This is a genomic window from Ferrimonas lipolytica (genome assembly GCF_012295575.1).
Lineage (GTDB): Bacteria > Pseudomonadota > Gammaproteobacteria > Enterobacterales > Shewanellaceae > Ferrimonas > Ferrimonas lipolytica.
Genome location: NZ_CP051180.1, coordinates 2127614 through 2148149, shown reverse-complemented (window position 1 = coordinate 2148149; position 20536 = coordinate 2127614). Strand labels below are relative to the sequence as shown.

Here is a 20536-nt window from a genome sequence, read left to right as displayed (position 1 = left end):
AGAGCGCCTGGATGAGGGGTTGTAAATGAGTGATATCCAAAAGGGTGACGGTGACAACAGCAAGTTGTTGTACTGTTCTTTTTGCGGCAAAAGTCAGCATGAAGTTCGTAAACTGATCGCCGGTCCTTCTGTTTATGTGTGTGATGAATGTGTAGAGCTCTGCAATGACATCATCCGTGAAGAGATAAAAGAGCTTTCGCCAAAGCGAGAAGCCGATAAGTTACCAACGCCGCATGAGATCCGTGCCCACCTTGATGAGTACGTGATTGGCCAAGAACCGGCCAAAAAGGTTCTTGCGGTAGCGGTATACAACCACTACAAACGTCTGCGTCATGGCGGCGCCAAAGCAGAGGTTGAATTAGGCAAAAGTAATATTCTGCTGATTGGTCCAACCGGTAGTGGTAAAACGCTATTGGCTGAAACCATGGCGCGCTTACTGGATGTACCTTTCACCATGGCTGATGCCACCACTTTGACCGAAGCCGGTTACGTGGGTGAAGACGTGGAAAACATCATTCAGAAATTGCTGCAGAAGTGCGATTACGATGTAGAAAAGGCCCAGCGTGGCATCGTTTACATCGATGAGATTGATAAGATTTCGCGTAAGTCTGATAACCCGTCCATCACTCGTGATGTATCTGGTGAAGGCGTACAGCAGGCGCTGCTGAAGTTGATTGAAGGTACGGTTGCGGCTGTTCCACCACAAGGCGGTCGTAAGCACCCACAGCAGGAGTTCTTACAGGTCGATACCTCTAAGATCTTGTTTATCTGTGGTGGCGCATTCGCTGGTTTAGATAAAGTAGTTGAGCAGCGTGCCCACGTTGGTACTGGTATCGGTTTTGGTGCGGAAGTCCGTAGCAAAGACGACGGTAAGTCCATCAGCGAAAGCTTGGCTCAAGTTGAACCGGAAGATCTGGTTAAGTACGGTTTGATCCCGGAATTCATCGGTCGTTTGCCAGTTTTGGCAACACTGGGCGAATTGGATGAAGACGCGCTGGTACAGATCCTTAATGAGCCAAAGAACGCACTTACCAAGCAATACGGTGCGTTGTTTGAGTTGGAAGGTTCTGAATTGGAATTCCGCGATGACGCGCTGCGTGCTATCGCAGCCAAAGCGATGGAGCGCAAAACCGGTGCTCGAGGCCTCCGCTCAATCGTTGAAGGCGTTCTTTTGAACACCATGTATGATCTACCTTCTAAAGAGAACGTAGAAAAAGTGGTAGTCGACGAGTCGGTTATCCGTGGTGAATCAGAACCGCTACTTATCTACCGTAGTGAAGCGAAAGCTGTTGCATCCGAGTAATTCCAACCTAGGTTGATTTTACTCAGGTAGGTATAAAACACCTTATCTGTTTTGCAAAAGGAGCCAATCGGCTCCTTTTTTGTTATGCCTCATTGAATCGGATGAGATCAGCCCCATATACTGAGTAATAATGAGATCCAATCCCAGATTAGAACCATAATCGATTGGAAATTATAACTATTTCCCCCGCAGCAAAAGGAATCGAGCGATGACCTTAGAGCGAACCGATCACGTTGTCATACCGGTATTGCCACTACGCGACGTGGTGGTTTACCCCCATATGGTGATCCCGCTGTTTGTCGGCCGGCAGAAGTCGATAAGCTGTTTAGAAGCAGCGATGGAGCAAGACAAACAGGTACTGTTGGTTGCTCAGAAAGAGGCGGATCAAGACGATCCACAAGAGGACGATATCTACCACGTAGGCACTATCGCCTCTATTTTGCAGCTGCTAAAACTGCCAGACGGTACCGTTAAGGTGCTGGTGGAAGGTGGCCAACGAGCCAAGATCACCCAATTTACCGACAGCGACCCGTTCTTTGTCGCTGAAGCCGAGTTCCTCGCCTCCAAGCTGATCCCTGAGAAGGAAGAGGAGGTGCTAGTTCGCACCGCCATCAATCAGTTTGAAGGCTACATCAAGCTTAACAAGAAGATCCCGCCTGAAGTATTAACCTCCCTTAACGGCATCGAAGAAGCTGCACGCTTAGCTGACACCATGGCAGCACATATGCCGTTGAAGCTGTCTGAAAAACAGGCCGTGGTTGAGATGATTGACGTTTCCGAACGGCTAGAATATCTAATGGCAACCATGGAGTCCGAGATCGATATTCTTCAAGTGGAGAAGAAGATCCGCACCCGTGTTAAGAAACAGATGGAAAAGAGTCAGCGTGAGTATTATCTCAACGAGCAGATGAAGGCCATCCAGAAAGAGCTGGGTGAGTTGGACGATGCACCAGATGAGTTTGAAGCGCTCGCTAACAAGATCAAAGAATCGAAGATGCCAGCAGAGGCGGAAGAGAAGGCCACTGCTGAATTGAACAAGCTGAAGATGATGTCACCAATGTCAGCGGAAGCTACGGTCGTGCGCAGCTATGTCGATTGGATGATTGGTGTGCCTTGGGCCAAACGCTCTAAGGTTAAGAAAGACCTTGCGGTAGCCAGTGATGTGCTCGACTCTGATCACTTCGGTTTGGAAAAGGTCAAAGAACGCATCCTTGAATACCTCGCAGTTCAGTCACGCGTACGTCAGCTCAAAGGACCTATTTTGTGTTTGGTTGGGCCTCCTGGTGTGGGTAAAACGTCACTGGGCCAATCCATAGCCAAAGCCACTGGCCGCAAATATGTGCGAATGGCACTAGGTGGCGTACGTGATGAAGCAGAGATTCGTGGCCATCGCCGTACTTATATCGGTTCCATGCCAGGCAAACTTATTCAAAAAATGAGCAAGGTTGGGGTCAAGAACCCGCTGTTCTTGCTGGATGAGATTGACAAGATGAGCTCAGACATGCGTGGCGATCCAGCTTCAGCATTGTTAGAGGTACTTGATCCTGAGCAGAATAACGCCTTTAACGATCACTACTTAGAGGTCGACTACGATCTTTCGGACGTGATGTTTGTGGCAACCTCAAACTCGATGAATATTCCCGGTCCGTTGCTCGACCGCATGGAAGTGATCCGCCTTTCTGGTTACACCGAAGATGAAAAACTGAACATCTCCAAGCAGCACTTATTGGATAAGCAGATCAAGCGTAATGGTTTGAAGTCCGGTGAAATCACCGTTGAGGATTCCGCCATTATTGGCATTATCCGTTACTACACTCGAGAAGCTGGCGTGCGTAGCTTAGAGCGTGAGATCTCGAAATTGTGCCGCAAGGCAGTAAAACAATTGTTGTTGAAGCAAGCGCAAAAGCCGGTAGTGATTAACGGCGATAATCTGAGCGAATACCTTGGGGTACAGCGCTTCGATTACGGTAAAGCAGAAGAGAGTAATCAGGTCGGTCAGGTTACTGGTCTGGCGTGGACAGAAGTCGGCGGCGAGCTTTTGACCATTGAAACCACCTCGGTACCGGGCAAAGGTAAGCTTACCTATACCGGCTCCTTAGGTGATGTGATGCAGGAGTCGATTCAAGCGGCAATGACAGTAGTTCGAGCACGAGCAGAAAAGCTGCGGGTTAATGCCGACTTTTATGAGAAGCGCGACATCCATGTGCACGTGCCAGAAGGTGCGACACCAAAAGATGGCCCATCTGCTGGTATTGCTATGTGTACCGCTTTAGTGTCCTCATTGACCGGTAACCCAGTTCGTGCTGATGTTGCCATGACTGGTGAAATTACCCTTCGCGGGGAAGTATTACCCATTGGTGGATTAAAAGAGAAATTACTCGCAGCACACCGTGGTGGAATTAAACGAGTACTAATTCCAAAAGAAAATGAACGTGATCTGAAAGAAATTCCGGATAACGTTAAAGCTGATTTAGAAGTGTTACCGGTTCGTTGGATCGATGAAGTATTATCCTTAGCACTGCAAGATGAGCCAACGGGTATTAGTAGTTAATTCAATAATTGCTAATTTTCTTTAAAAAATGCGCCTTTTCAGGCGCATTTTTGGCTTTTTTTGTTGAAAAAAGGGTTTTCAATGAAAAAATACGTGGTAGTGTAGGCATCGAAGCTTAGAAAGCGCTGGAAAGCCCAGCCTCACTGGGTTTTAGCCGTATCCTATAAAAGGAATTAGCAGTCTGGCTGGTGCTTGAACTTGTTATTCAGGCTTGATATAAAACACACCGCAGACCGCGCTGAAATATGGATTTCACGGCGGCGCGTATAATAGAATTCAAGGGGATGAAATGAACAAATCTCAACTAATCGATCAAATCGCTTCTGGCGCAGATATCTCTAAAGCGGCTGCTGGCCGTGCACTGGACTCTTTCATTGACTCAATTACTGAGACTCTGAAAAACGGTGACAAAATCTCTCTAGTTGGTTTCGGTACTTTCGAAGTACGTGACCGCGCAGAGCGCACTGGTCGTAACCCACAGACTGGTAAAGAGATTAAAATCGCAGCAGCTAAAATCCCAGCTTTCAAAGCCGGTAAAGCGCTGAAAGACGCAGTAAACTAAAATTAAGTTTAACGTCTATCGCTCAAGTCACGGCTTGGGCGTTATTATTTTAGCGATGTGGCAAAGCCATGTTGTAAGATAGATAAAAGCGCATCCGTATTGGTGCGCTTTTTTGCGTTACAAATAAACTCCACTACATAGAAAGAGAAGGCAGATGCTTGAGAAGATCCGCGAAGGCTCACAAGGCGTAGGCGCGAAGATCATCCTCAGTTTGGTGATCCTGTCGTTCGCCCTGACCGGCGTTTACAGCTACCTTGGCACCAATACCGGCCAAGTAGCAGCGATAGTTAATGGCGAAGAAATTAGCCGCTACGATCTGGATAAAGCCTTCCAGAATGAACAAAACCGCATGCGCTCACAAATGGGTGAGATGTTTGACACCTTGATGGGTGATCCAACCTACATGGCTAATATGCGTCAAGGTGTATTAGACCGCATGGTATCTGAGCGCTTGCTTGATCAGAAAGTTGCAGCCATGGGGTTGCGCGTTTCTGATAGCCAAATCCAACAAGCAATTGTGGCGATGCCAGAGTTTCAGGTTGACGGTAAGTTCAACAACGAGCATTACCAAACCGTACTGCGTCAAAACAACCTAACTGGCAGCCAGATCCGCGACATGATGCGTACCGATATGGCGCGCCAACAATTGTTGATGGGTCTGCTGGGTACTGAGTTTGCAACCGAAGCTGAAGCTGAAGCGTTAGCGAACCTGCAACAGCAAACTCGTGATATGCGTTACGTTACCGTTGCTGCAGATGAGTACCGCGACGGCATCAACATTGGCGAGGCTGAAGCACAGGCATACTACGACAACAACCCATCGCAGTTTGTCCAACTTGAACGCGTTCAGCTTGAGTACATCGAACTGGATGTTGCTGAGCTGAGTAAACAGATTGAGATCGATGAGCAAGACGCTCGCGATTACTATGCGTCACAAAGCAACATTTACAGCATGCCAGAGCGTCGCCTAGCGGCTCACATGTTGTTCGAAGGTGACGACGCTAAAGCTCGCGCTGAAGCAGCGTTGGCTCGTGTTCGTGCTGGTGAATCGTTTGCTGATGTAGCCGTCGCAGAATCCGATGATTCATTTACCGCAGAAAATGGCGGTGAACTGGATTGGATGACTCCTGGCACCATGGATGAGCAGTTCGACAACGCTCTATTTGCATTGGAACAAGGTGGCGTATCTGAGGTTCTGGAGACCGACTTTGGTTTCCAAATCGTCAATGCCAAACAGATTGAAGCCGGTACTTTGCGTCCATTCGAAGAGGTTCAGGCTGAGATCAACGCTGCGTTGTCGGCCGATAAGGCTCAGCAGGAGTTCTATGACCTGCAACAGCAGTTGGCTGATGTGAGTTTTGAGATCCCAGATTCGTTGCTGGAAACTGCCGAAGCCATTGGTGCTGAGATCCAAACTAGCCCAATGTTTGATCGCAACACAGCACCGGCTAAATTGAACAATCCTAAGCTGCTGGCTGCAGCGTTCTCTGATTCAGTAGTACTGGATAAGATGAACTCTGACGTTATCGAGCTGGGCACCAACCACATGATCGTAGTTCGTGCTAAAGATTATCAAAAAGCTGGCACCTTGCCATTTGCCGATGTATCTGAGCAGATTTCTGCCCAACTACTGCAGCAGCAAGCCTCTGATTTGGCACAGCAGCAAGCAGACCAGCTGCTGAGCGATTGGAAAGCTGGTACTGCACCGGCAGACAGCACATCAGTAAAGGCCGTTAACCGCATGGGTAACGGGATCTTAGACAGCACTATGGTAATGGAACTGTTTAAGATGGCTAAGCCAACTGATGGCGAGACTATCGCTTCAATCAAATTGCCAACCGGTGATATTGCGGTAATGGCTCTGGATGCGGTTAACGCTCCGGCAGAGCTAAAAGATCTGGAAATGTTGCGTGGTCGTTTAGGCCAACAATTAGGACAATCCAGTTACCAAGCCTTGATTGCCAGCTTACGCGCTGAAGCTGATGTGGTATTCCCACAGGTTGTTGAGCAGCAGTAAGTTTTTGCAGCTGCGACAAAAAAGCCACCGCATGCGGTGGCTTTTTTTATGGCTGTGTACCAATTAGGTGTTGTTCTTGCCAATGCTGTTAAAGCACCGCAACCGCTAGAGCCCAAGGCTTGACATAAATCTCAACATTTGACTGTGGTACAGACTTTTTATGCCTATTTGTTTACTGCTGTTCAGGCTGTGGCGGGTATTGCCCTAAGATTGCTAGCACCGCCTCCTGCACCGCGACGGTTCGCTCCGCTGGTGTTAGGCCTTTTTTTATTGTGTCAGTACCACTGCCGCGCCAAATCAATTGGCGACTTTTGGCATCGATCAGGTCGACCACAAGTGTACCTTCTTTGTACTCACGTACTCGCGTTTCGGTGGTGTAGCTGCTATGAAAACGGCGATTACCGTAATAGTAAGGGTGGTAACCAAAGTCGCTGTAGAAGGTGTCAATATCGACCTTCTTCTCTACCGAGGTGAGGTAGTTAACCAGTAAATCCGCCTGCTCTAACTCAACCTGCTGTAGGCCCTGTTGCCCTAACTGATTAGCAACTGCGGCACGGATCCGTTGATCTTGTAAGCCGTTTTGCTGATAAGCAGCACTACTTGCTGTGGCGGTTGGGGTAACCCAAGCCCAGCTTTGATAGCCGTTAAAGTCGACTTCGGTGTTGTAATCTGTTTCGGTCGAAATATTGGCACAACCCCCAAGGGCGAATGCCAACGAGATCAAAAGCAATCGTTTCATAGTGAGCTTCCGTAAATCAGTGTTGGATGATTGTTAAGACCTAATATACCGGAAGTTTGTTCCCAAGTAGTGCTTTAGCGGCAAACGTCATTATCATCATCTAATCTAGATTCAGGTTTACCAAGGGAGTATTAACCATGAATGCGATGAAATGGTGCGTGATGGCGTTGACTGTACTGGTTTCAGTGAGCGCGCCAGCGGCCACTAAGCAAGAGATTGACAGTATGGTCAATGAAGCGTTAGGTGAGCTCTATAAGGAGTCGTCAGCGGCGAAAGAACTGGCAGGCAAGGCTAAGGGGATGTTGGTATTCCCTGAAGTATATAAAGGCGGCTTTGTCATTGGCGGAGAATATGGCGAAGGCGCGTTACGCGTTGGCGGCAGTAATATCGCCTACTACAGCACAGCGGCAGCATCCATTGGTTTGCAGATTGGGGCACAGCGTAAAGCACAGGTCATTATGTTTATGGCGGATGAGGCCTTGACGAACTTTCGTAATAGTGACGGCTGGGAGGTTGGGGTCGACGGCTCGGTGGCACTGGCGACCTTAGGTGTTGGCGGAACTCTCGATAGCAACACCCTGCAACAGCCCATCATCGGTTTTATCTTTTCCAATGAAGGGCTGATGTATAACCTGACCTTTGAGGGCTCAAAGATCACCAAATTAGAGCGTTAAACCGCAGGGTTAGCCTCAAGTAGTTGGTTTAGTTGAGCGACCAAGCGAGGCTGCACCGGTTCGCGAATGTCGAGACGATGGTTGAGATTTTGCCCTAGTGGCATCTGTTGGGTAACCAATAACTCAACCCCATTTCGATCTGGTTCCCACGCCAGTTGTAGAATTCCAGCGTAGTTGCAGTCTTTGCCTGACTCGAAATAGAACTGCTGCAAAAACGGTACCTGATAACGGCTCTGTTGCGGCAATGGCTCCAGTTCAGTATGAGTTAGGGTAAAACACAGCTCACTCATGGCGGCAAACACTTGCTGTTGCTGCTCTATTGCGACAATCTCGATGGCGTCGGTGTCTTGTGGATCCGGTGCCATTGGTACATCCAGCTCCGTTTGCAGCCAGGTTTTGACTCCGCCGACAGATAATGGAGTAAAGCTCGGTAGCGCCAACTTTACTGGTATAAACAGCTCGCTGTTGGCGGCAATGGTAAGTTGTTCTGCAAGGGTACAATGAGCTATCTGCACCGGCGTTTGGTTGGTCGCTTGGGTCCATACTGAGAACTTGATTGCGTCGATACGGGAATCGTTGCGGCCGCCGTCGATTTTCACTTGAGCATGCAGGGTTTCACCAGGGTGATGTTGCTCTTGCTCCAATAGGGTATCAACACGAATGCCGTTAAAGCCGATAGTCGACATCACTCGTCCAATCCAAGACAAATTCTACCTCGTTAATTTTTTGTTGTAGGGCGGGGGAGAGCTGGAGCAGCTAGATGTATCTGTTACAATCTAGCCCTATTCTCATTTTTGTATTCTGCACTTTATGATGTCCAACGATAACTCGCAACTGGTGTATAGCACCGATTCAGGCCGTATTGATCAATCCCAAGCAACTGAGCAGGTGCCACAAGGGGATGGGGTGGTGCGAATCAAAATGGAGCGCAAAGGACGCAAAGGCAAAGGTGCAATGGTGATTACTGGGCTAGGCTTGGATGCCAAAGCATTAAAAACCTTGGCTGGCGAACTTAAGAAAAAGATGGGATGCGGTGGTGCCGTCAAAGGGTTCGACATTGAGATCCAAGGTGATGACCGCGACAAGCTGAAAGTGCTGCTAGAGAAACACCAATATAAGGTCAAACTGGCTGGAGGCTAACCATGCAAAGCTTGGATCACCACCTGTTGATCGCCATGCCATCGTTGGAAGACCCGTACTTCAATCGCTCAGTAACTTATTTGTGCGAGCACAACGAAGAGGGAGCGATGGGGCTTATTATCAATCAACCGGTAGATATTAGCCTATCGCAATTGTTGGTAACTACAGGCCTTAAACAGGAGCCGTATAGCTTACCGCCCGGCTTGAGCGATCAGGTGATGCTGGGTGGTCCAGTAGCAACGGATCGTGGCTTTGTGCTGCACAGTGCCATCGCTGGGTTAGAGCAAAGCCATCAGCTGGCTGATGACCTTATGCTGACCTCCTCTCGAGACATTCTCAACCTGATCGGCAGCGAAACGCCACCAGAGCATTACTTGGTGGCATTGGGCTATGCCGGTTGGACTGCAGGTCAACTGGAGCAGGAGATTGCCGATAATTCGTGGATCACCATTCCAGCGGAACCAGAGCTTATTTTTGACATACCCCATGAACAGCTGTGGCAGCAAGCGACGGCACGATTGGGAATAGATGTATGGCAACTTTCTTCAGACGTAGGACACTCATGAGCACCTTACTTGGGTTTGATTTTGGCACCAAAAGCATTGGTGTTGCCGTAGGACAAACCATTACTGGCACGGCCAGACCACTGATTGGTATTAAAGCGCGTGATGGAATTCCGCAGTGGGAACAGATCGAAGCGATCATTAAAGAGTGGCAACCAGACAAATTAGTGGTGGGCTTGCCGTTGAATATGGACGGTACCGAGCAAGAGGTTACCCGACTGGCGAAGAAGTTTGCCGGCCGCTTGTTTGGCCGCTATGGCGTCGAAACCATTACCCACGACGAACGACTGACTACCGTAGATGCCAAGGCGGATCTGTTCGCTCGAGGTGGTTACAAGTCACTGACTAAAGGCGCTGTGGATGCGCAATCAGCGGCAGTGATTTTAGAGAGTTACTTTGAGTCACAGTACGGTGCGTAGGTAACGCTGCGCTTAGTTAATCCAGTGCATATTTAGCTCAACAAAAAGTGCCGAAGCAGCGATGCCTCGGCACTTTTGATTGGGCGGGGAGGATGTCGCGGTGGCGACGGCACATTCTTGTATGCATTAGGGGGCCCCCCATTTGGAATTTAGGTCGCAGTCCAAAACGCTTCGCTGGACTGTTCCAATACGGCAGAAGATCAACCGCGATAGTGCTTTACCCTTTGTATCAACACTCGCCTAGCCGGTGCTTTAACAGCATTGGCAAGAACAACACATAGTTGGTAAGCAGCCTTTGATTTCAGCCGTTATGAGCTAACCACGTCTGCTTTAAAGCGATATTGCGATGCTAACCGACTTACTCCTAATCCCGCTTGTTTCTCTATCTCAATCTGCACCGGTAGCCGTTCTTTTAAAGCCTCAACGTGACTAATAACACCAATGGTTTTACCACTGGCGTTAAGTTGGTCGAGGGCATCCAAAGCGGTGTCGAGGGTATGTGGATCCAAGGTGCCGAAGCCTTCATCAAGGAACAGTGAATCGATACGGGTTTTGTGACTGACTAGATCCGATAACGCCAGCGCCAACGCTAGACTAACCAAGAAGCTTTCACCGCCAGAGAGGGTTTTGGTGTCACGGCTGCTATCGCCTTGCCAAGTATCCAGAACCAGCAGCTCAAGGGTTTCACCAGCTTTGCGGGTCAGTTGATAACGACCGTGCAGTTTGTCCAGCTGCCGATTAGCTAAGTGGATTAGGTGATCTAAGGTTAGCCCCTGAGCAAATCGACGGAATTTGGCGCCGTCGCGGGAGCCAATTAAGCTGTTTAGATGAGCCCAATCATCGTAACTTAATTGCTTGGTGGCGATATCTTGTTGCAGCAAATGTTGCTGAGCACGCTTACGATTATCGTTATCTAGCTCAGAGCTAATATGGCCAAGTTGATGTTGGCTAGCGTCCCGCTCATTACTTAATTGGCTGTGATTTTGTTGAAGTTGCCCGAGTTGTTCGGCGCTTGCCTGTGTCGCTAAGCTATTGGGGCGGTTCAGCTGATGCTGTTGCTGTTGAGAATGCAGTTGCTTTACCCCAGCATCAGCCTGAGTAATGGCTAGTTGCAGCTGTTGTTGCAGTTGCGATAACCGTTGGTACTCAGTCAGCTCCAGCATCGCATCCGCCAGTGCGGTCATATCGGCATAGCCAGCTGCAATGGCTGCTTGAGTTAATGCTTCACCGTGTTCCAATAGTTGCTGCTCAGTTTGTTCAAGCTGGTGCTGTAGGCTCTGTTGCTGGCCCTCAATACTGCTCTGCTGTTGCTGCAATTGTTGTAACTGTTGTTGGCTATGCTGCAGCTGTCGACTGGCATGTTCAGTCAACAGCTGGCAACGTTGCTGTTCCGCTTCTACCTGCTTATCGCCAAACAACAGCTGTCGTTTGGCCTGCTGTTGTCGCTGTTGCTCGGTATTGCTAGCGAGTTTGCTTTGCATCAGATCAACAGCACTATTGCTATCTTGCAGTCGTTGTTCAAGGTGCTGCAACGACTGAGTTAAGCCATTTTTATGCTGGTCGAGTTGCTGCAGTTGTTCGCGCTGATAACGGAAGGCATCTGCGCGCAGTTGCAGCCCGTTGAGCCAATCATCAAGTTGGTCTAATTCCGGCAACTGTAACTGGTAACTAAGTAGCTGTTGCTGCCACTTGACCAGCAGTTGCTGCTGTTGCTCTGTTAACGCCTGGCGTTGTGTTTGCTGCGCAGATTGCTGTTGTTGCAGGTGAGCTAGGCTCGTTTGCGCGTTAACTAGATTGTTACTAGCGCCACTGTGTTGTTGCTGCGCTTGGCTGTGAGCAACTGTCGCTTGGTGTACCGATTGCTCTAACGCTGAACTGTGTTGTTGCCGCTGTTCTAGCGCTTGTTGTTGCTCAGTTAACTGCTGCTGAGCAAGCTCTTGCGCTGGTACATCGTCGATAGCAAACCCAATTGTTAACTGAGTTTGGAGCTGCTGCCATTGCCGTTGTAATTGCTGCAGTTGCTGTTGCTGAGTATTGGCTTGGGCTGTTAGTTGCTCTAGTTGTTGTTGAATTTGTTCAACCTTAGCTCTGGCCTGTAAGCCATCGGTTTTCAGTTGTTCCCACTGCTGCTCCAATGCCTGTAATTGGTGCTCGGCATCCGACTGCTGATCTTGTTGATATTGTTCAACCAAAGGGTGTTCTAGTGAACCACACAAAGGGCAGGGGGTATCGGGTTCAAGTTGTTGACGTTGTAAGCTTAAATCGTTGATCTGGCGCTCAATATCAACCAACTTTTGCAACCGGGTACGCTCCGGAGTTAGGCTTTTCATCTGCTGCCGCCAGCCATCCATCTGTTCGCTCAGTTGGTTTTTTGCGCTCAATAATTGCTGCAGTTGCTGCTGGTTATTGCGCTCACTTTGGTGAAGCTGCAGATAGTTGCTGCTCAGCTTGGTTAGCTCAGGCCAGCGCTGCTGCAGTTGTTGCAGATATTGCCGTTGTTGTTGCCGCTCTACCGTTGGGTGTTGCTGCAGAAAGTCGTCCAACTGCTGTTGGTGCTGCTGTAACTGCTGTTGGCTGCGTGTTTGGGCGGCGGCGGCACTGTTTAGCTCGTCTTGAGCGTGGTCGATCTGCTGTTGCAACGCATCGAGTTGATCGGCACTAATGGGTTGCAGCGTTAGCAGCTGTTCGGTTAGCTGTGTTAACTGGCTGGCAAGCTGCTGCCAAGCGGGCAGCTGGCCAGCGAGCGTTTCGTCTAACTGGTGCTCGTTGAGGTATTGCTGGTGTAGCTGTAATTGTTGGAGAAGTTGAGCTAATTCTTGTTCTGCATTGCGCTGTTGTTGCTTGAACTGTTGCTGCTGCAATTTGCCATCATTGGCTTGTTGTTGCAGCTCGCTTAGCACTTGTGCCAACTGCTGCAACTGGTTGTCTAGTGGTACCACTTGCTCAACTATCAACTGCTGCAGTTGTTGTTGCTGCTGTTGCGCCGAAGTAAGTGCTTGTTCAGCTTGTTGGTGAGCGCTTTGCTGTTGCTGCAATTGTGGCTGTAGTGCCGTTGCGGCCTGCTGTTGCTGTTGCTGTTGTTCGAGCAGTTGTTGTTGTTGCTTTAGCAGTTGTTGCTGTTGTTGATAATCTGCGCGCAGTGGTTGTGCCGCTTCAGCTCGTTCGAGTTGCGCCAGACTTGATGCTTGTTGTTGCAGTGACGTTTTAGCCTGCTCGAATCGTTGTTCGGCGTTGTTAAGTTGCTGGGTAAGCGACCCTTGTTGCTGTAACCAGTCGATACCCGCTTGGCTTTGTTGCAGCTGCAGTTGCTGCTGCTCAGTAAGTTGAACTAACTGCTGCAACTGCTCCTGCTTGTCGCTACGCTGTTGTTCAGTGAGCAGTTCCATACCTTGCAGCTTGGCTTGCAATAACTCCAGTTGAGTTTTGGCCTGAGCGGCATTGTCGTAAACTTGAGCGGAGATCTGGCCGTAGATCTCGGTGCCGGTGAGCTCCTCAAGGAGATCGGCACGATCGTTGGCGCTGGCATTAAGGAATGCGGCGAACTGACCTTGGCTAAGCAGCATAGATTTAGTAAATCGGCCGAAATCCAACCCGGTAAGCGACGCCACCAGCTGCAGCTTATCTTTTACTTTGTCTGCGAGAATCTTGCCGTCGCTAAGCTGAGCCAACTCTACGCTTGGGGCTTGGAGCTTGCCATCGACACTGCCACGGGCACGGCGTTGGCTCCAAAAAGCGCGATAGCCTGCCCCCTGCACCTCAAACTCTACCTCGGCTAAAGACTCGGAGGTATGTCTAGTCATCAATTCGTTTTGCGTTGGTGAGACTTTGAGTCGAGGGGTTTCGTGGTAAAGGCCAAGGCAGATTGCATCGAGCAGAGTGGTTTTACCGGCTCCGGTTGGGCCGGTGATAGCAAATAAGCCATTGCTGGCAAAAGGCTCATCACGAAAATCGATCTTCCATTCGCCTTTGAGCGAATTGAGATTCTTAAAGCGCAAGCTAAGGATCTTCATTGTGTTTGCTCCAGCTGCGCTAGGGTAGCGGCAAAGTGCTGTTCGATTCGCTGTTTACGTTGTTGATTGTGTTCGCCTTCGAACTGTTCTTGCGCCAATCGACGCGCAAATACATCATTTACGCTCAACTCTGCCAAGGTTTCATTATGTTGCTGGCTCAGGTTATCGCGCTGCAGTAATCGTTGCCGCCGCACGAGCAGTGCCTCAACCGGCAGCTCTTGGCATAGGGTTTCGATACGCCCTTGTAAGTCAGATAAGTAGCTTTCGCTCTGGACCTCAATATCGAGCCAGGTGATCTGCTCAGCTGCGGTAAATTGCTGCAACTGTTGCTCAATGTCAGCCAAGTCGCCTTTGATAAGAGCCATCGGCTGGAAGGTTGGAATAACCAGCTCAGTCACCACCGCGGGCTGCTCTGCGTCGACGTCCACCAAGAGAACTTTTTTATCGCTTCCAAGTTCATCAAAGCTAAGTGGGATAGGGCTGCCGCTATAGCGGATGCTGTTATTCCCACCAATAATCTGGCTGCGATGAATATGACCAAGAGCGACGTAGTCCGCTGGTGGGAATGCGCTGGCTGGAAACGCATCTAAGGTGCCAATATAGAGATCGCGGACCGAGTCACTACTACTGGCACCAACGGTGGTTAAGTGGCCAGTAGCAATAATTGGTAATGCCCGATCAGCTTTTATCTGCTGCGCTGCTGCAAAAAGTTGTTGGTAGTGTTCAGCTATTTGTAGCTGTAGTTGTAACTGTTTATCGCTGGCGCTTTGATCGGCACTGGAGCGTTGGATATCACGTGGTCGCAAATAGGGAACCGCACAGACGATGCCAATGGCTTCGCCGCTGCTATTGGTTAATTCGACCAGTTGACTATCGATGTCGTCGCTGGCATTGGCGGTAAGGTGTGTGCCTAATTCTGCGAGTAAGGCTTTAGACTCGTTTAACACCGCAACCGAGTCATGGTTGCCGCCAAGCAGCACCAACTGACAGTCAAGCTTACTCATAGCGGTAACCAAGCGATTGTAGATGGCGCGGGCGTAACTTGGTGGTGTGCCGGTATCAAATAGGTCGCCGGCAACGATGAGCGCATCAACCTTATTATCGACGATTTGGCTGAGCAGCCAGTCAATGAAGGCGTTGTGTTCTTGCGCACGGCTCTTGCCGTAGAAATATTGGCCTAGGTGCCAATCTGAGGTGTGCAGTAAGCGCATACAGGCGATTAATATTCTGAGTATAAAACGATTATGACTATCCTACTGCCGTTGAGACACTTTGTCTGTTTATGAGGAAATGTTTTGTTTGGCCGCTCGCGGCGTGATCTGTGTCGCGAAAATCGCATTGTATTTCCGGTTAAATTTCATTCAAAAATGGCCTCTGTTACAAGTACTAACGAATACATTTCCACTAATTCGCCAGTTTGTCTGAGGAATGTGGATGCCATTGCGAAGGAGTTGTGATGGATAGAAAACTGAAAGGGATCTGCTTCCTACATAGCCTGAGCCATATCTCTGCGTTACCGCAGCTGTGCCGCTCTGCTGGACTAGAGGTAATTGAGGTTCAGCATCAGCAGCAATTGGATGCTCAACTGAAACTAGCGCCGAAAATGCTAGTGATAATTGCTGCTGAGCAACTACCAGGGCTCGCCTTAAGTATACCTAAATGGATTGAGAGGATTATGGAGCACCACGCAGTGGCTCTATTTGACGTGCAGCGTAATAGCATCGATCCAGTATATTGGTTAGTGAAGGGAGGCCATGGCTTCATTTATCAAGAAGAGCGTTACGAAAAATGCCTTTCTGCGATTCAAGCGATGCTCGATGGGCAGTTGTGGTTTAGTCGCCTCAGTCTTGAGATGGCACTTAAAGATCTGTTGCTGGACAATCGTCGCTTGCAGCATTGCGATTGCGAAGGGATTGATAAGTTGACTGAACGCGAGCAAACCATAGTAAGGCTAGTTGCATCAGGTGCAAGTAACAAAGAGATCGCCAAGCAGCTGTTTATTAGCGATAACACCGTTAAAGCTCATTTAGCGTCGGTATTTAGAAAAACGGAAACGCGTAATAGAGCTGAGTTGGTTGGGAAGTTGTGGTGATATAATAGTTATTCTATTTTCAACTAAATTAACGGCTCCCGATTATTGGGAGCCGTTTGCACCTAGGTGTTAGAAGTTACCTTGTGTAACATATGCTTCATTTGCATAACCATTTTGAGTAATGGTTGCTGAGTTATTAATGCCCGACTGCTGTACTGTGGCAGTGTTACCAATTTGGTGTTGTGTTACCGTAATCAAGTTTCCATCACCAGATTGATCACCCATAAAGGTATTGTCGTTGCCCAACTGCGAAACGATTAGATCGTTGCTTCCGCCGTTGCTTTCAAAGTAACGTGCATCGCTGGAGTGTTGGCCCATACCGTTGACACTATTATTCTCACCTAATTGAGTAATTAGTGCAGAAGACTCATCACCCATCAGATATAAGCGCAGTTCGTTTTCATAACCTGATTGCCAAGCTATAGAAGAACTTCCGTTGCTGCTAACTCGGCTTTCAGCATGGTTTTTATCTCCCAATTGAACTGTTTTGGTGAATGAGGTTGAACTATAACCGTTCGCCTCATCCATCACATAGTTATCGTCACCCCACTGGAATATACTGACTGAGCTACCAGTTCCTTGTACATAAGCTCGAGCCTCATTGTTATCACCCCATTGGGTAATGTCGATTACGCTCAAATCACCTCTGGTGTTTGCAAAGGAAGTATTGTTCGAGCCTATTGCTGAAATATTGGTTATGTTATCATCGCCTGTGGTTAAAATATCTATGTCATTAAGTTCTGAAGATTTGTAATAGAACCAACCAATAGTTGGGTTTACATCCACATTTACCACGTTGTTAGAACCACTGGAATCGGAGTTAATATTGTTTTGATGTCCAGTCACATTGAAATTTGTTCTGTTTGAGTTACCGGTATCGAGGGCAGTAAATTTATTATTATTCCCTTTGGCTTTAAAGGCTGAAGTGTTAAAGTCACCGACTGTATCAGACATTAATTCGTTAGCATTACCTTTTACGATAGTTGATATTTGATTATCATCTCCAGAAATGTCATAGATAACGGTATTGCTATCACCGGTGATATAGTCAGTTCTTGTAGACCCTTCTCTTTCACCAACTTTATTTCGGTCTCCGAGTATATCAACAGTTAAAGAGTTTTCTGTCCCAGTTACAGAGAGCTCGGTTTCGTTGCTGTTACCTTCTTGTTTATATGTTGCCGTGTTTCCGACAGCAGAGTCATACTTTGCGTAGTTGGTGTTACCTTTCTGGTCAATTGTTACGCTGTCATCTGCGAACGAAGCACAGGCAAATGTAGCAATGGCAGTTGCAATCAAAGTTAATTTATAATTACGATTCATCATTTACTCCTAAGCACTACTTGTAGTGATTTATCGTGAGTTGCTGAAAATCACCAGTTTGTGATATTTGTTGCTCATTGATTGAAAAACCAACGCCATAATCGTTAATCTGTATTTGGTTATGTTCACCAGTTTGAATTAATGAGTAGCTCTGTTCATTTCCTATCTGGTTTATCGAGGCACGATTATTTTCGCCGGTTTGTTCTAGACTAATAAAGTTACTGTTTCCATACTGAACTGTTATTGCTTCATTTCCTCTGCCTGTTTGAGATACTAACGTTTGGTTATTGTCTCCATATTGAAGTATCGCAACTAAGTTTTGATATCCACCAGATTGGCTTATTGTCGCTAAGTTACTATTCCCTACTTGGTTAATTGTCGCTGCATTGTATTGCTCTACATTGAGCATCTGCGTAACGCTCTGTTGCTCGTAGAGTGCTTGCAGTGCTAACGATAATGGTGTTGCGGTAACCATTGGCGATAAAATTAGCAAGTAAAGTAAAGATTTCTTCATATCAACCTCTTTAGTCTAATCATGAGATTAGCTAGTACTAACGAAGAATAATATTACCTATAAGGATACATTCTACTTACTATTAAGTGATTGTTTAAATTGGGGTTTAATTAGGTGTGGGTTGGGTTAGCCTGAGTGGTTTCAGAATTGGTTATGGGTTAGCCTGAAAAAACGCCACGGTTATGTGGCGTTAATGATTTTAATAAAGTCGAACTTAGCTTGCTGTCCAAAATCCCTTTGCTATTCCTTGTTTTATAATCTCATGCACAGCGACTTCTAGAGCTTGTTTTACACAGATTTGCACCGGTTCATTGGTTGAGTAACCGGCTTCGGCTTCGGCTAAACGATTTAAGCTTACGTAACGCATAAATCCGGCTCTCAATTCCTGAGAGAATATATTTTTGGTAGCCGAAACCGACATCAGTATATTACCAGTTTGCACATCAACAGCCCGAAGGTAGAGGGTTACTTGGTCTTTTCTAAATAACTCTGATGCACCAATTCCGTAATATTCCATGCCAATGCCACCGGTTTCGAAATCGGTATCATAAGCAACGATACCGCCTTCAAATAACAGTCTCGCATCGGATAGATTTTTCATTTCCGAGCTGTCTTTTGGTAAACCTTGGCGAATTATCTTTCGTTCGGTTAATAGGTTTTGTAGCCCTTCGCGTTCAACGGGGTTAAACCAGTGGGTATCCAGTAGCACCTGGGTCAACATTGAGGTGGCCCCTTGGGTTACCGCAGTTGAGAAAGAACTGACGTTTTCTTGTGGTTTGTATTGTCCGGTTTGATCGCGAAATGCGTAGACGGCAACAGGAATTGGATACTGCGGTGTTTCAGCTTGTTGTAATGATAAAATGAGCTCACTTGGCGGGTCTATCTTGGCAGGTTCGATGGCAAATTCAGGCTTGGGTACGAGCGCACACCCATTAATCAGAAGGCTACCAAGTAAAGCGGCAATAACCAGTCTCATAAGGTTATCCTCGGCATAATAATCTCGGTCATTTCTCCGGTAGCAATATCAGTGATTTGGACAACAACGTTGGCTGGATCGGTATCGATTACCTGCACAATATATTCGCCAGTATTGTAAGTGCCTGATGCAAAATCACCATTGGCAATATCACTGGTTAAGCTATATAGAAGGTTACGCTCTAATGCATCTTGAAACTGTTCTACAAAGCTCGCCTCTTCATAGTCTTCGGTATGGTCATTTTGAGATTGCGCTTTGCTGAGTAAAAATGTGCCATTTAAGGCATTGCCACCGAAGCTAGGGTTGACTGGGGTATAGGTAATTTGCGTTGCACTAAGTGGTAACGATAAACACGTTAACGTTAACAGTAGTTCCTTTTTCATTACGCTCTCCTTGGCGTTACCAGCGCTCTTCGCCTTTTCCTAACATCACTTCAGATTTCACTCGGGCGACGTGTTCGATGGTTATGCGCATGGCTTGATCGGCACGCTCTTTCATCTCGATCTGTCGACGGCCGAAGTAGGTTTGGTACACCGTAGTTTGGTTAACGTCGATCCACAATTTGGTGCCAGCTTGCGGATAAACAGTTTCGTAAATAGTGACGGAAAAACCGGTGGTGCCGGGCAGGTCCCGCCAATATCCCCCGTAGTAGTAGATAAAATCTTGGCCAAAGCGGGTGATAGTGCGATCGATGAGAATCCCATCAAGCTCGATTTCGTTGGCTGATTTGGCAGGCGCAACCAATGTCGAAAATACGGCTACCAGTGCGATCAATAAGTATTTAAACGACAGAGGCTTAGTCAACAGCATCGGGTTACCCTCAACTTGATTAGGTTGAGAATAACGGGGCGTAAATGGCACCTATATCGCCCATTTGGGTTATTCAGTCTGCGGCAAAAGCAAATGGGCTAGGCCAATGGTAAAAGTGTGATCTAACTCACTGGATGGGTTGATTCAATTATCCTACCAACAGACGTGCTGTGCAGATAGCGGTTGCTCAGTTAAGCTGCCAACCATTCTGTTTTAAGGTTCCTCATTGTTATGTCTTTATCTCATCTCGCCGCTAATACCATTGTTGTACTCGATTTTGAAACCACCGGTTTATCACCAAAACAGGGTGATAGGGCGATTGAGATTGGTGCGGTTAAGTTGGTTGATGGTCAGGTGGTGGATCGCTTCAGTGAATTGATGGATCCGGGCTTTCGGGTGAGTGGCTTTATTGAAAGCTATACTGGCATTAGCAACAGCATGTTAGCTGGCGCGCCAGCTTGTGCCGAGGTGATGCACCGTTTTGCTGACTTTATTCAAGGCTGCAATATGCTGGCGCACAACGCTTCATTTGATCAGAAGTTCTTAGATGCCGAGCTCGCTGCAATTAGCCGTGATTACCAAGGTAGCTTTGTTTGCTCGTTGCTGATTGGTCGCAGGATCTATCCTAATGCACCTAACCATAAACTTGGCACCTTAGTGGAATACAAAGGTGTTCAGCACGATGGTGTGTTTCACCGAGCGTTAGCCGATGCGGAAATGACGGCTAAGTTGTGGTTGGCGATGCTGGCAGATTGTGACACTAAAATGACATTCAAGCAGATGCATACACTGAGCAAAACACCTAAAGCCAAGGTTCCAGACTACTTATCGGCATTAACATAGTGC

The 20536-nt window shown here is 47.8% G+C and carries 19 protein-coding genes; 10 read left to right on the top strand and 9 right to left on the bottom strand.

Annotated elements, in window-relative coordinates:
- The first annotated feature begins 25 nt into the window (after positions 1-25).
- The 4 genes from clpX to HER31_RS09905 all read left to right on the top strand — a co-directional run bounded on the left by clpX (position 26) and on the right by HER31_RS09905 (position 6433).
- Positions 26-1303, top strand: a complete 1278-nt coding sequence (gene clpX, locus HER31_RS09920; RefSeq protein WP_168660426.1) for an ATP-dependent protease ATP-binding subunit ClpX — start codon at positions 26-28, stop codon at positions 1301-1303.
- Between the two features lie 208 nt (positions 1304-1511).
- Positions 1512-3854 carry an endopeptidase La gene (gene lon, locus HER31_RS09915; protein ID WP_168660425.1) on the top strand — a complete coding sequence of 781 codons (2343 nt, stop codon included), beginning with the start codon at positions 1512-1514 and terminating at the stop codon, positions 3852-3854.
- A 289-nt stretch (positions 3855-4143) separates the two neighbouring features.
- Entirely contained in the window at positions 4144-4416 is a 273-nt protein-coding gene (gene hupB, locus HER31_RS09910; RefSeq protein ID WP_168660424.1) for a nucleoid-associated protein HU-beta, read from the top strand.
- Between the two features lie 154 nt (positions 4417-4570).
- Positions 4571-6433, top strand: coding sequence for a SurA N-terminal domain-containing protein (locus tag HER31_RS09905; RefSeq protein ID WP_168660423.1), 1863 nt, complete (start codon positions 4571-4573; stop codon positions 6431-6433).
- Between the two features lie 172 nt (positions 6434-6605).
- On the opposite strand, the gene HER31_RS09900 is transcribed toward HER31_RS09905, so the two are convergent.
- Positions 6606-7172, bottom strand: a complete 567-nt coding sequence (locus tag HER31_RS09900; protein WP_168660422.1) for a DUF4136 domain-containing protein — start codon at positions 7170-7172, stop codon at positions 6606-6608.
- Between the two features lie 137 nt (positions 7173-7309).
- Here HER31_RS09900 and HER31_RS09895 point away from each other — a divergent pair, with 137 nt between their 5' ends.
- Entirely contained in the window at positions 7310-7846 is a 537-nt protein-coding gene (locus HER31_RS09895) for a BPSL1445 family SYLF domain-containing lipoprotein (protein ID WP_168660421.1), read from the top strand.
- On the opposite strand, the gene HER31_RS09890 is transcribed toward HER31_RS09895, so the two are convergent.
- Positions 7843-8553, bottom strand: coding sequence for a sporulation protein (locus HER31_RS09890; protein ID WP_168660420.1), 711 nt, complete (start codon positions 8551-8553; stop codon positions 7843-7845). The genes HER31_RS09895 and HER31_RS09890 overlap by 4 nt on opposite strands.
- A gap of 103 nt (positions 8554-8656) precedes the next feature.
- Between HER31_RS09890 and yciH the strand changes: the two genes are divergently transcribed.
- The 3 genes from yciH to ruvX are packed head-to-tail and all read left to right on the top strand — an operon-like array spanning position 8657 to position 9968.
- Complete coding sequence (yciH, locus tag HER31_RS09885; RefSeq protein WP_202983547.1) at positions 8657-8986, top strand: stress response translation initiation inhibitor YciH; 330 nt, start codon at positions 8657-8659, stop codon at positions 8984-8986.
- A gap of 2 nt (positions 8987-8988) precedes the next feature.
- The gene (locus tag HER31_RS09880; RefSeq protein WP_168660419.1) at positions 8989-9552 is read left to right on the top strand and encodes a YqgE/AlgH family protein; all 564 of its coding nucleotides are present in this window, start codon (positions 8989-8991) and stop codon (positions 9550-9552) included.
- On the top strand, positions 9549-9968 hold the full coding sequence (gene ruvX, locus HER31_RS09875) for a Holliday junction resolvase RuvX (protein ID WP_168660418.1): 420 nt from the start codon (positions 9549-9551) through the stop codon (positions 9966-9968). Before HER31_RS09880 ends, ruvX begins: the two co-directional genes overlap by 4 nt.
- A 308-nt stretch (positions 9969-10276) precedes the next feature.
- Here the strand turns inward: ruvX and HER31_RS09870 are convergent, their stop codons facing one another.
- Together HER31_RS09870 and sbcD are read right to left on the bottom strand one after the other, a co-directional pair.
- Entirely contained in the window at positions 10277-13978 is a 3702-nt protein-coding gene (locus HER31_RS09870; protein WP_168660417.1) for an AAA family ATPase, read from the bottom strand.
- On the bottom strand, positions 13975-15189 hold the full coding sequence (gene sbcD / locus HER31_RS09865; RefSeq protein ID WP_168660416.1) for an exonuclease subunit SbcD: 1215 nt from the start codon (positions 15187-15189) through the stop codon (positions 13975-13977). The genes HER31_RS09870 and sbcD overlap by 4 nt, the downstream gene beginning before the upstream one ends.
- A 245-nt stretch (positions 15190-15434) precedes the next feature.
- Between sbcD and HER31_RS09860 the strand changes: the two genes are divergently transcribed.
- Positions 15435-16070, top strand: coding sequence for a helix-turn-helix transcriptional regulator (locus tag HER31_RS09860; RefSeq protein WP_168660415.1), 636 nt, complete (start codon positions 15435-15437; stop codon positions 16068-16070).
- A gap of 69 nt (positions 16071-16139) precedes the next feature.
- Here the strand turns inward: HER31_RS09860 and HER31_RS09855 are convergent, their stop codons facing one another.
- The 5 genes from HER31_RS09855 to HER31_RS09835 form a co-directional block, all read right to left on the bottom strand.
- Positions 16140-17393 carry a hypothetical protein gene (locus HER31_RS09855; protein ID WP_168663262.1) on the bottom strand — a complete coding sequence of 418 codons (1254 nt, stop codon included), beginning with the start codon at positions 17391-17393 and terminating at the stop codon, positions 16140-16142.
- A 13-nt stretch (positions 17394-17406) separates the two neighbouring features.
- The gene (locus tag HER31_RS09850; protein ID WP_168660414.1) at positions 17407-17904 is read right to left on the bottom strand and encodes a hypothetical protein; all 498 of its coding nucleotides are present in this window, start codon (positions 17902-17904) and stop codon (positions 17407-17409) included.
- A gap of 214 nt (positions 17905-18118) precedes the next feature.
- The gene (locus HER31_RS09845; RefSeq protein WP_168660413.1) at positions 18119-18880 is read right to left on the bottom strand and encodes a CsgG/HfaB family protein; all 762 of its coding nucleotides are present in this window, start codon (positions 18878-18880) and stop codon (positions 18119-18121) included.
- Positions 18877-19263: a curli assembly protein CsgF gene (locus tag HER31_RS09840; protein WP_168660412.1), complete on the bottom strand. Its 387-nt coding sequence runs from the start codon at positions 19261-19263 to the stop codon at positions 18877-18879. Before HER31_RS09840 ends, HER31_RS09845 begins: the two co-directional genes overlap by 4 nt.
- Positions 19264-19279: 16 nt before the next feature.
- Entirely contained in the window at positions 19280-19690 is a 411-nt protein-coding gene (locus HER31_RS09835; RefSeq protein ID WP_168660411.1) for a curli production assembly/transport protein CsgE, read from the bottom strand.
- Positions 19691-19921: 231 nt separating this feature from the next.
- On the opposite strand from HER31_RS09835, the gene HER31_RS09830 reads away from it, so the two are divergent.
- A complete protein-coding gene (locus tag HER31_RS09830; RefSeq protein WP_168660410.1) occupies positions 19922-20533 on the top strand; it encodes a 3'-5' exonuclease in 612 nt (203 codons plus the stop codon).
- The last annotated feature ends 3 nt before the right edge of the window (positions 20534-20536 follow it).

Coding starts and splice junctions, on each gene's coding strand:
- clpX (WP_168660426.1), top strand. CDS start 26: ATGAGTGATATCCAAAAGGGTGACGGTGACAACAGCAAGTTGTTGTAC.
- lon (WP_168660425.1), top strand. CDS start 1,512: ATGACCTTAGAGCGAACCGATCACGTTGTCATACCGGTATTGCCACTA.
- hupB (WP_168660424.1), top strand. CDS start 4,144: ATGAACAAATCTCAACTAATCGATCAAATCGCTTCTGGCGCAGATATC.
- HER31_RS09905 (WP_168660423.1), top strand. CDS start 4,571: ATGCTTGAGAAGATCCGCGAAGGCTCACAAGGCGTAGGCGCGAAGATC.
- HER31_RS09900 (WP_168660422.1), bottom strand. CDS start 7,172: ATGAAACGATTGCTTTTGATCTCGTTGGCATTCGCCCTTGGGGGTTGT.
- HER31_RS09895 (WP_168660421.1), top strand. CDS start 7,310: ATGAATGCGATGAAATGGTGCGTGATGGCGTTGACTGTACTGGTTTCA.
- yciH (WP_202983547.1), top strand. CDS start 8,657: ATGATGTCCAACGATAACTCGCAACTGGTGTATAGCACCGATTCAGGC.
- HER31_RS09880 (WP_168660419.1), top strand. CDS start 8,989: ATGCAAAGCTTGGATCACCACCTGTTGATCGCCATGCCATCGTTGGAA.
- ruvX (WP_168660418.1), top strand. CDS start 9,549: ATGAGCACCTTACTTGGGTTTGATTTTGGCACCAAAAGCATTGGTGTT.
- HER31_RS09870 (WP_168660417.1), bottom strand. CDS start 13,978: ATGAAGATCCTTAGCTTGCGCTTTAAGAATCTCAATTCGCTCAAAGGC.
- sbcD (WP_168660416.1), bottom strand. CDS start 15,189: ATGCGCTTACTGCACACCTCAGATTGGCACCTAGGCCAATATTTCTAC.
- HER31_RS09860 (WP_168660415.1), top strand. CDS start 15,435: ATGGATAGAAAACTGAAAGGGATCTGCTTCCTACATAGCCTGAGCCAT.
- HER31_RS09855 (WP_168663262.1), bottom strand. CDS start 17,393: ATGATGAATCGTAATTATAAATTAACTTTGATTGCAACTGCCATTGCT.
- HER31_RS09850 (WP_168660414.1), bottom strand. CDS start 17,904: ATGAAGAAATCTTTACTTTACTTGCTAATTTTATCGCCAATGGTTACC.
- HER31_RS09845 (WP_168660413.1), bottom strand. CDS start 18,880: ATGAGACTGGTTATTGCCGCTTTACTTGGTAGCCTTCTGATTAATGGG.
- HER31_RS09840 (WP_168660412.1), bottom strand. CDS start 19,263: ATGAAAAAGGAACTACTGTTAACGTTAACGTGTTTATCGTTACCACTT.
- HER31_RS09835 (WP_168660411.1), bottom strand. CDS start 19,690: ATGCTGTTGACTAAGCCTCTGTCGTTTAAATACTTATTGATCGCACTG.
- HER31_RS09830 (WP_168660410.1), top strand. CDS start 19,922: ATGTCTTTATCTCATCTCGCCGCTAATACCATTGTTGTACTCGATTTT.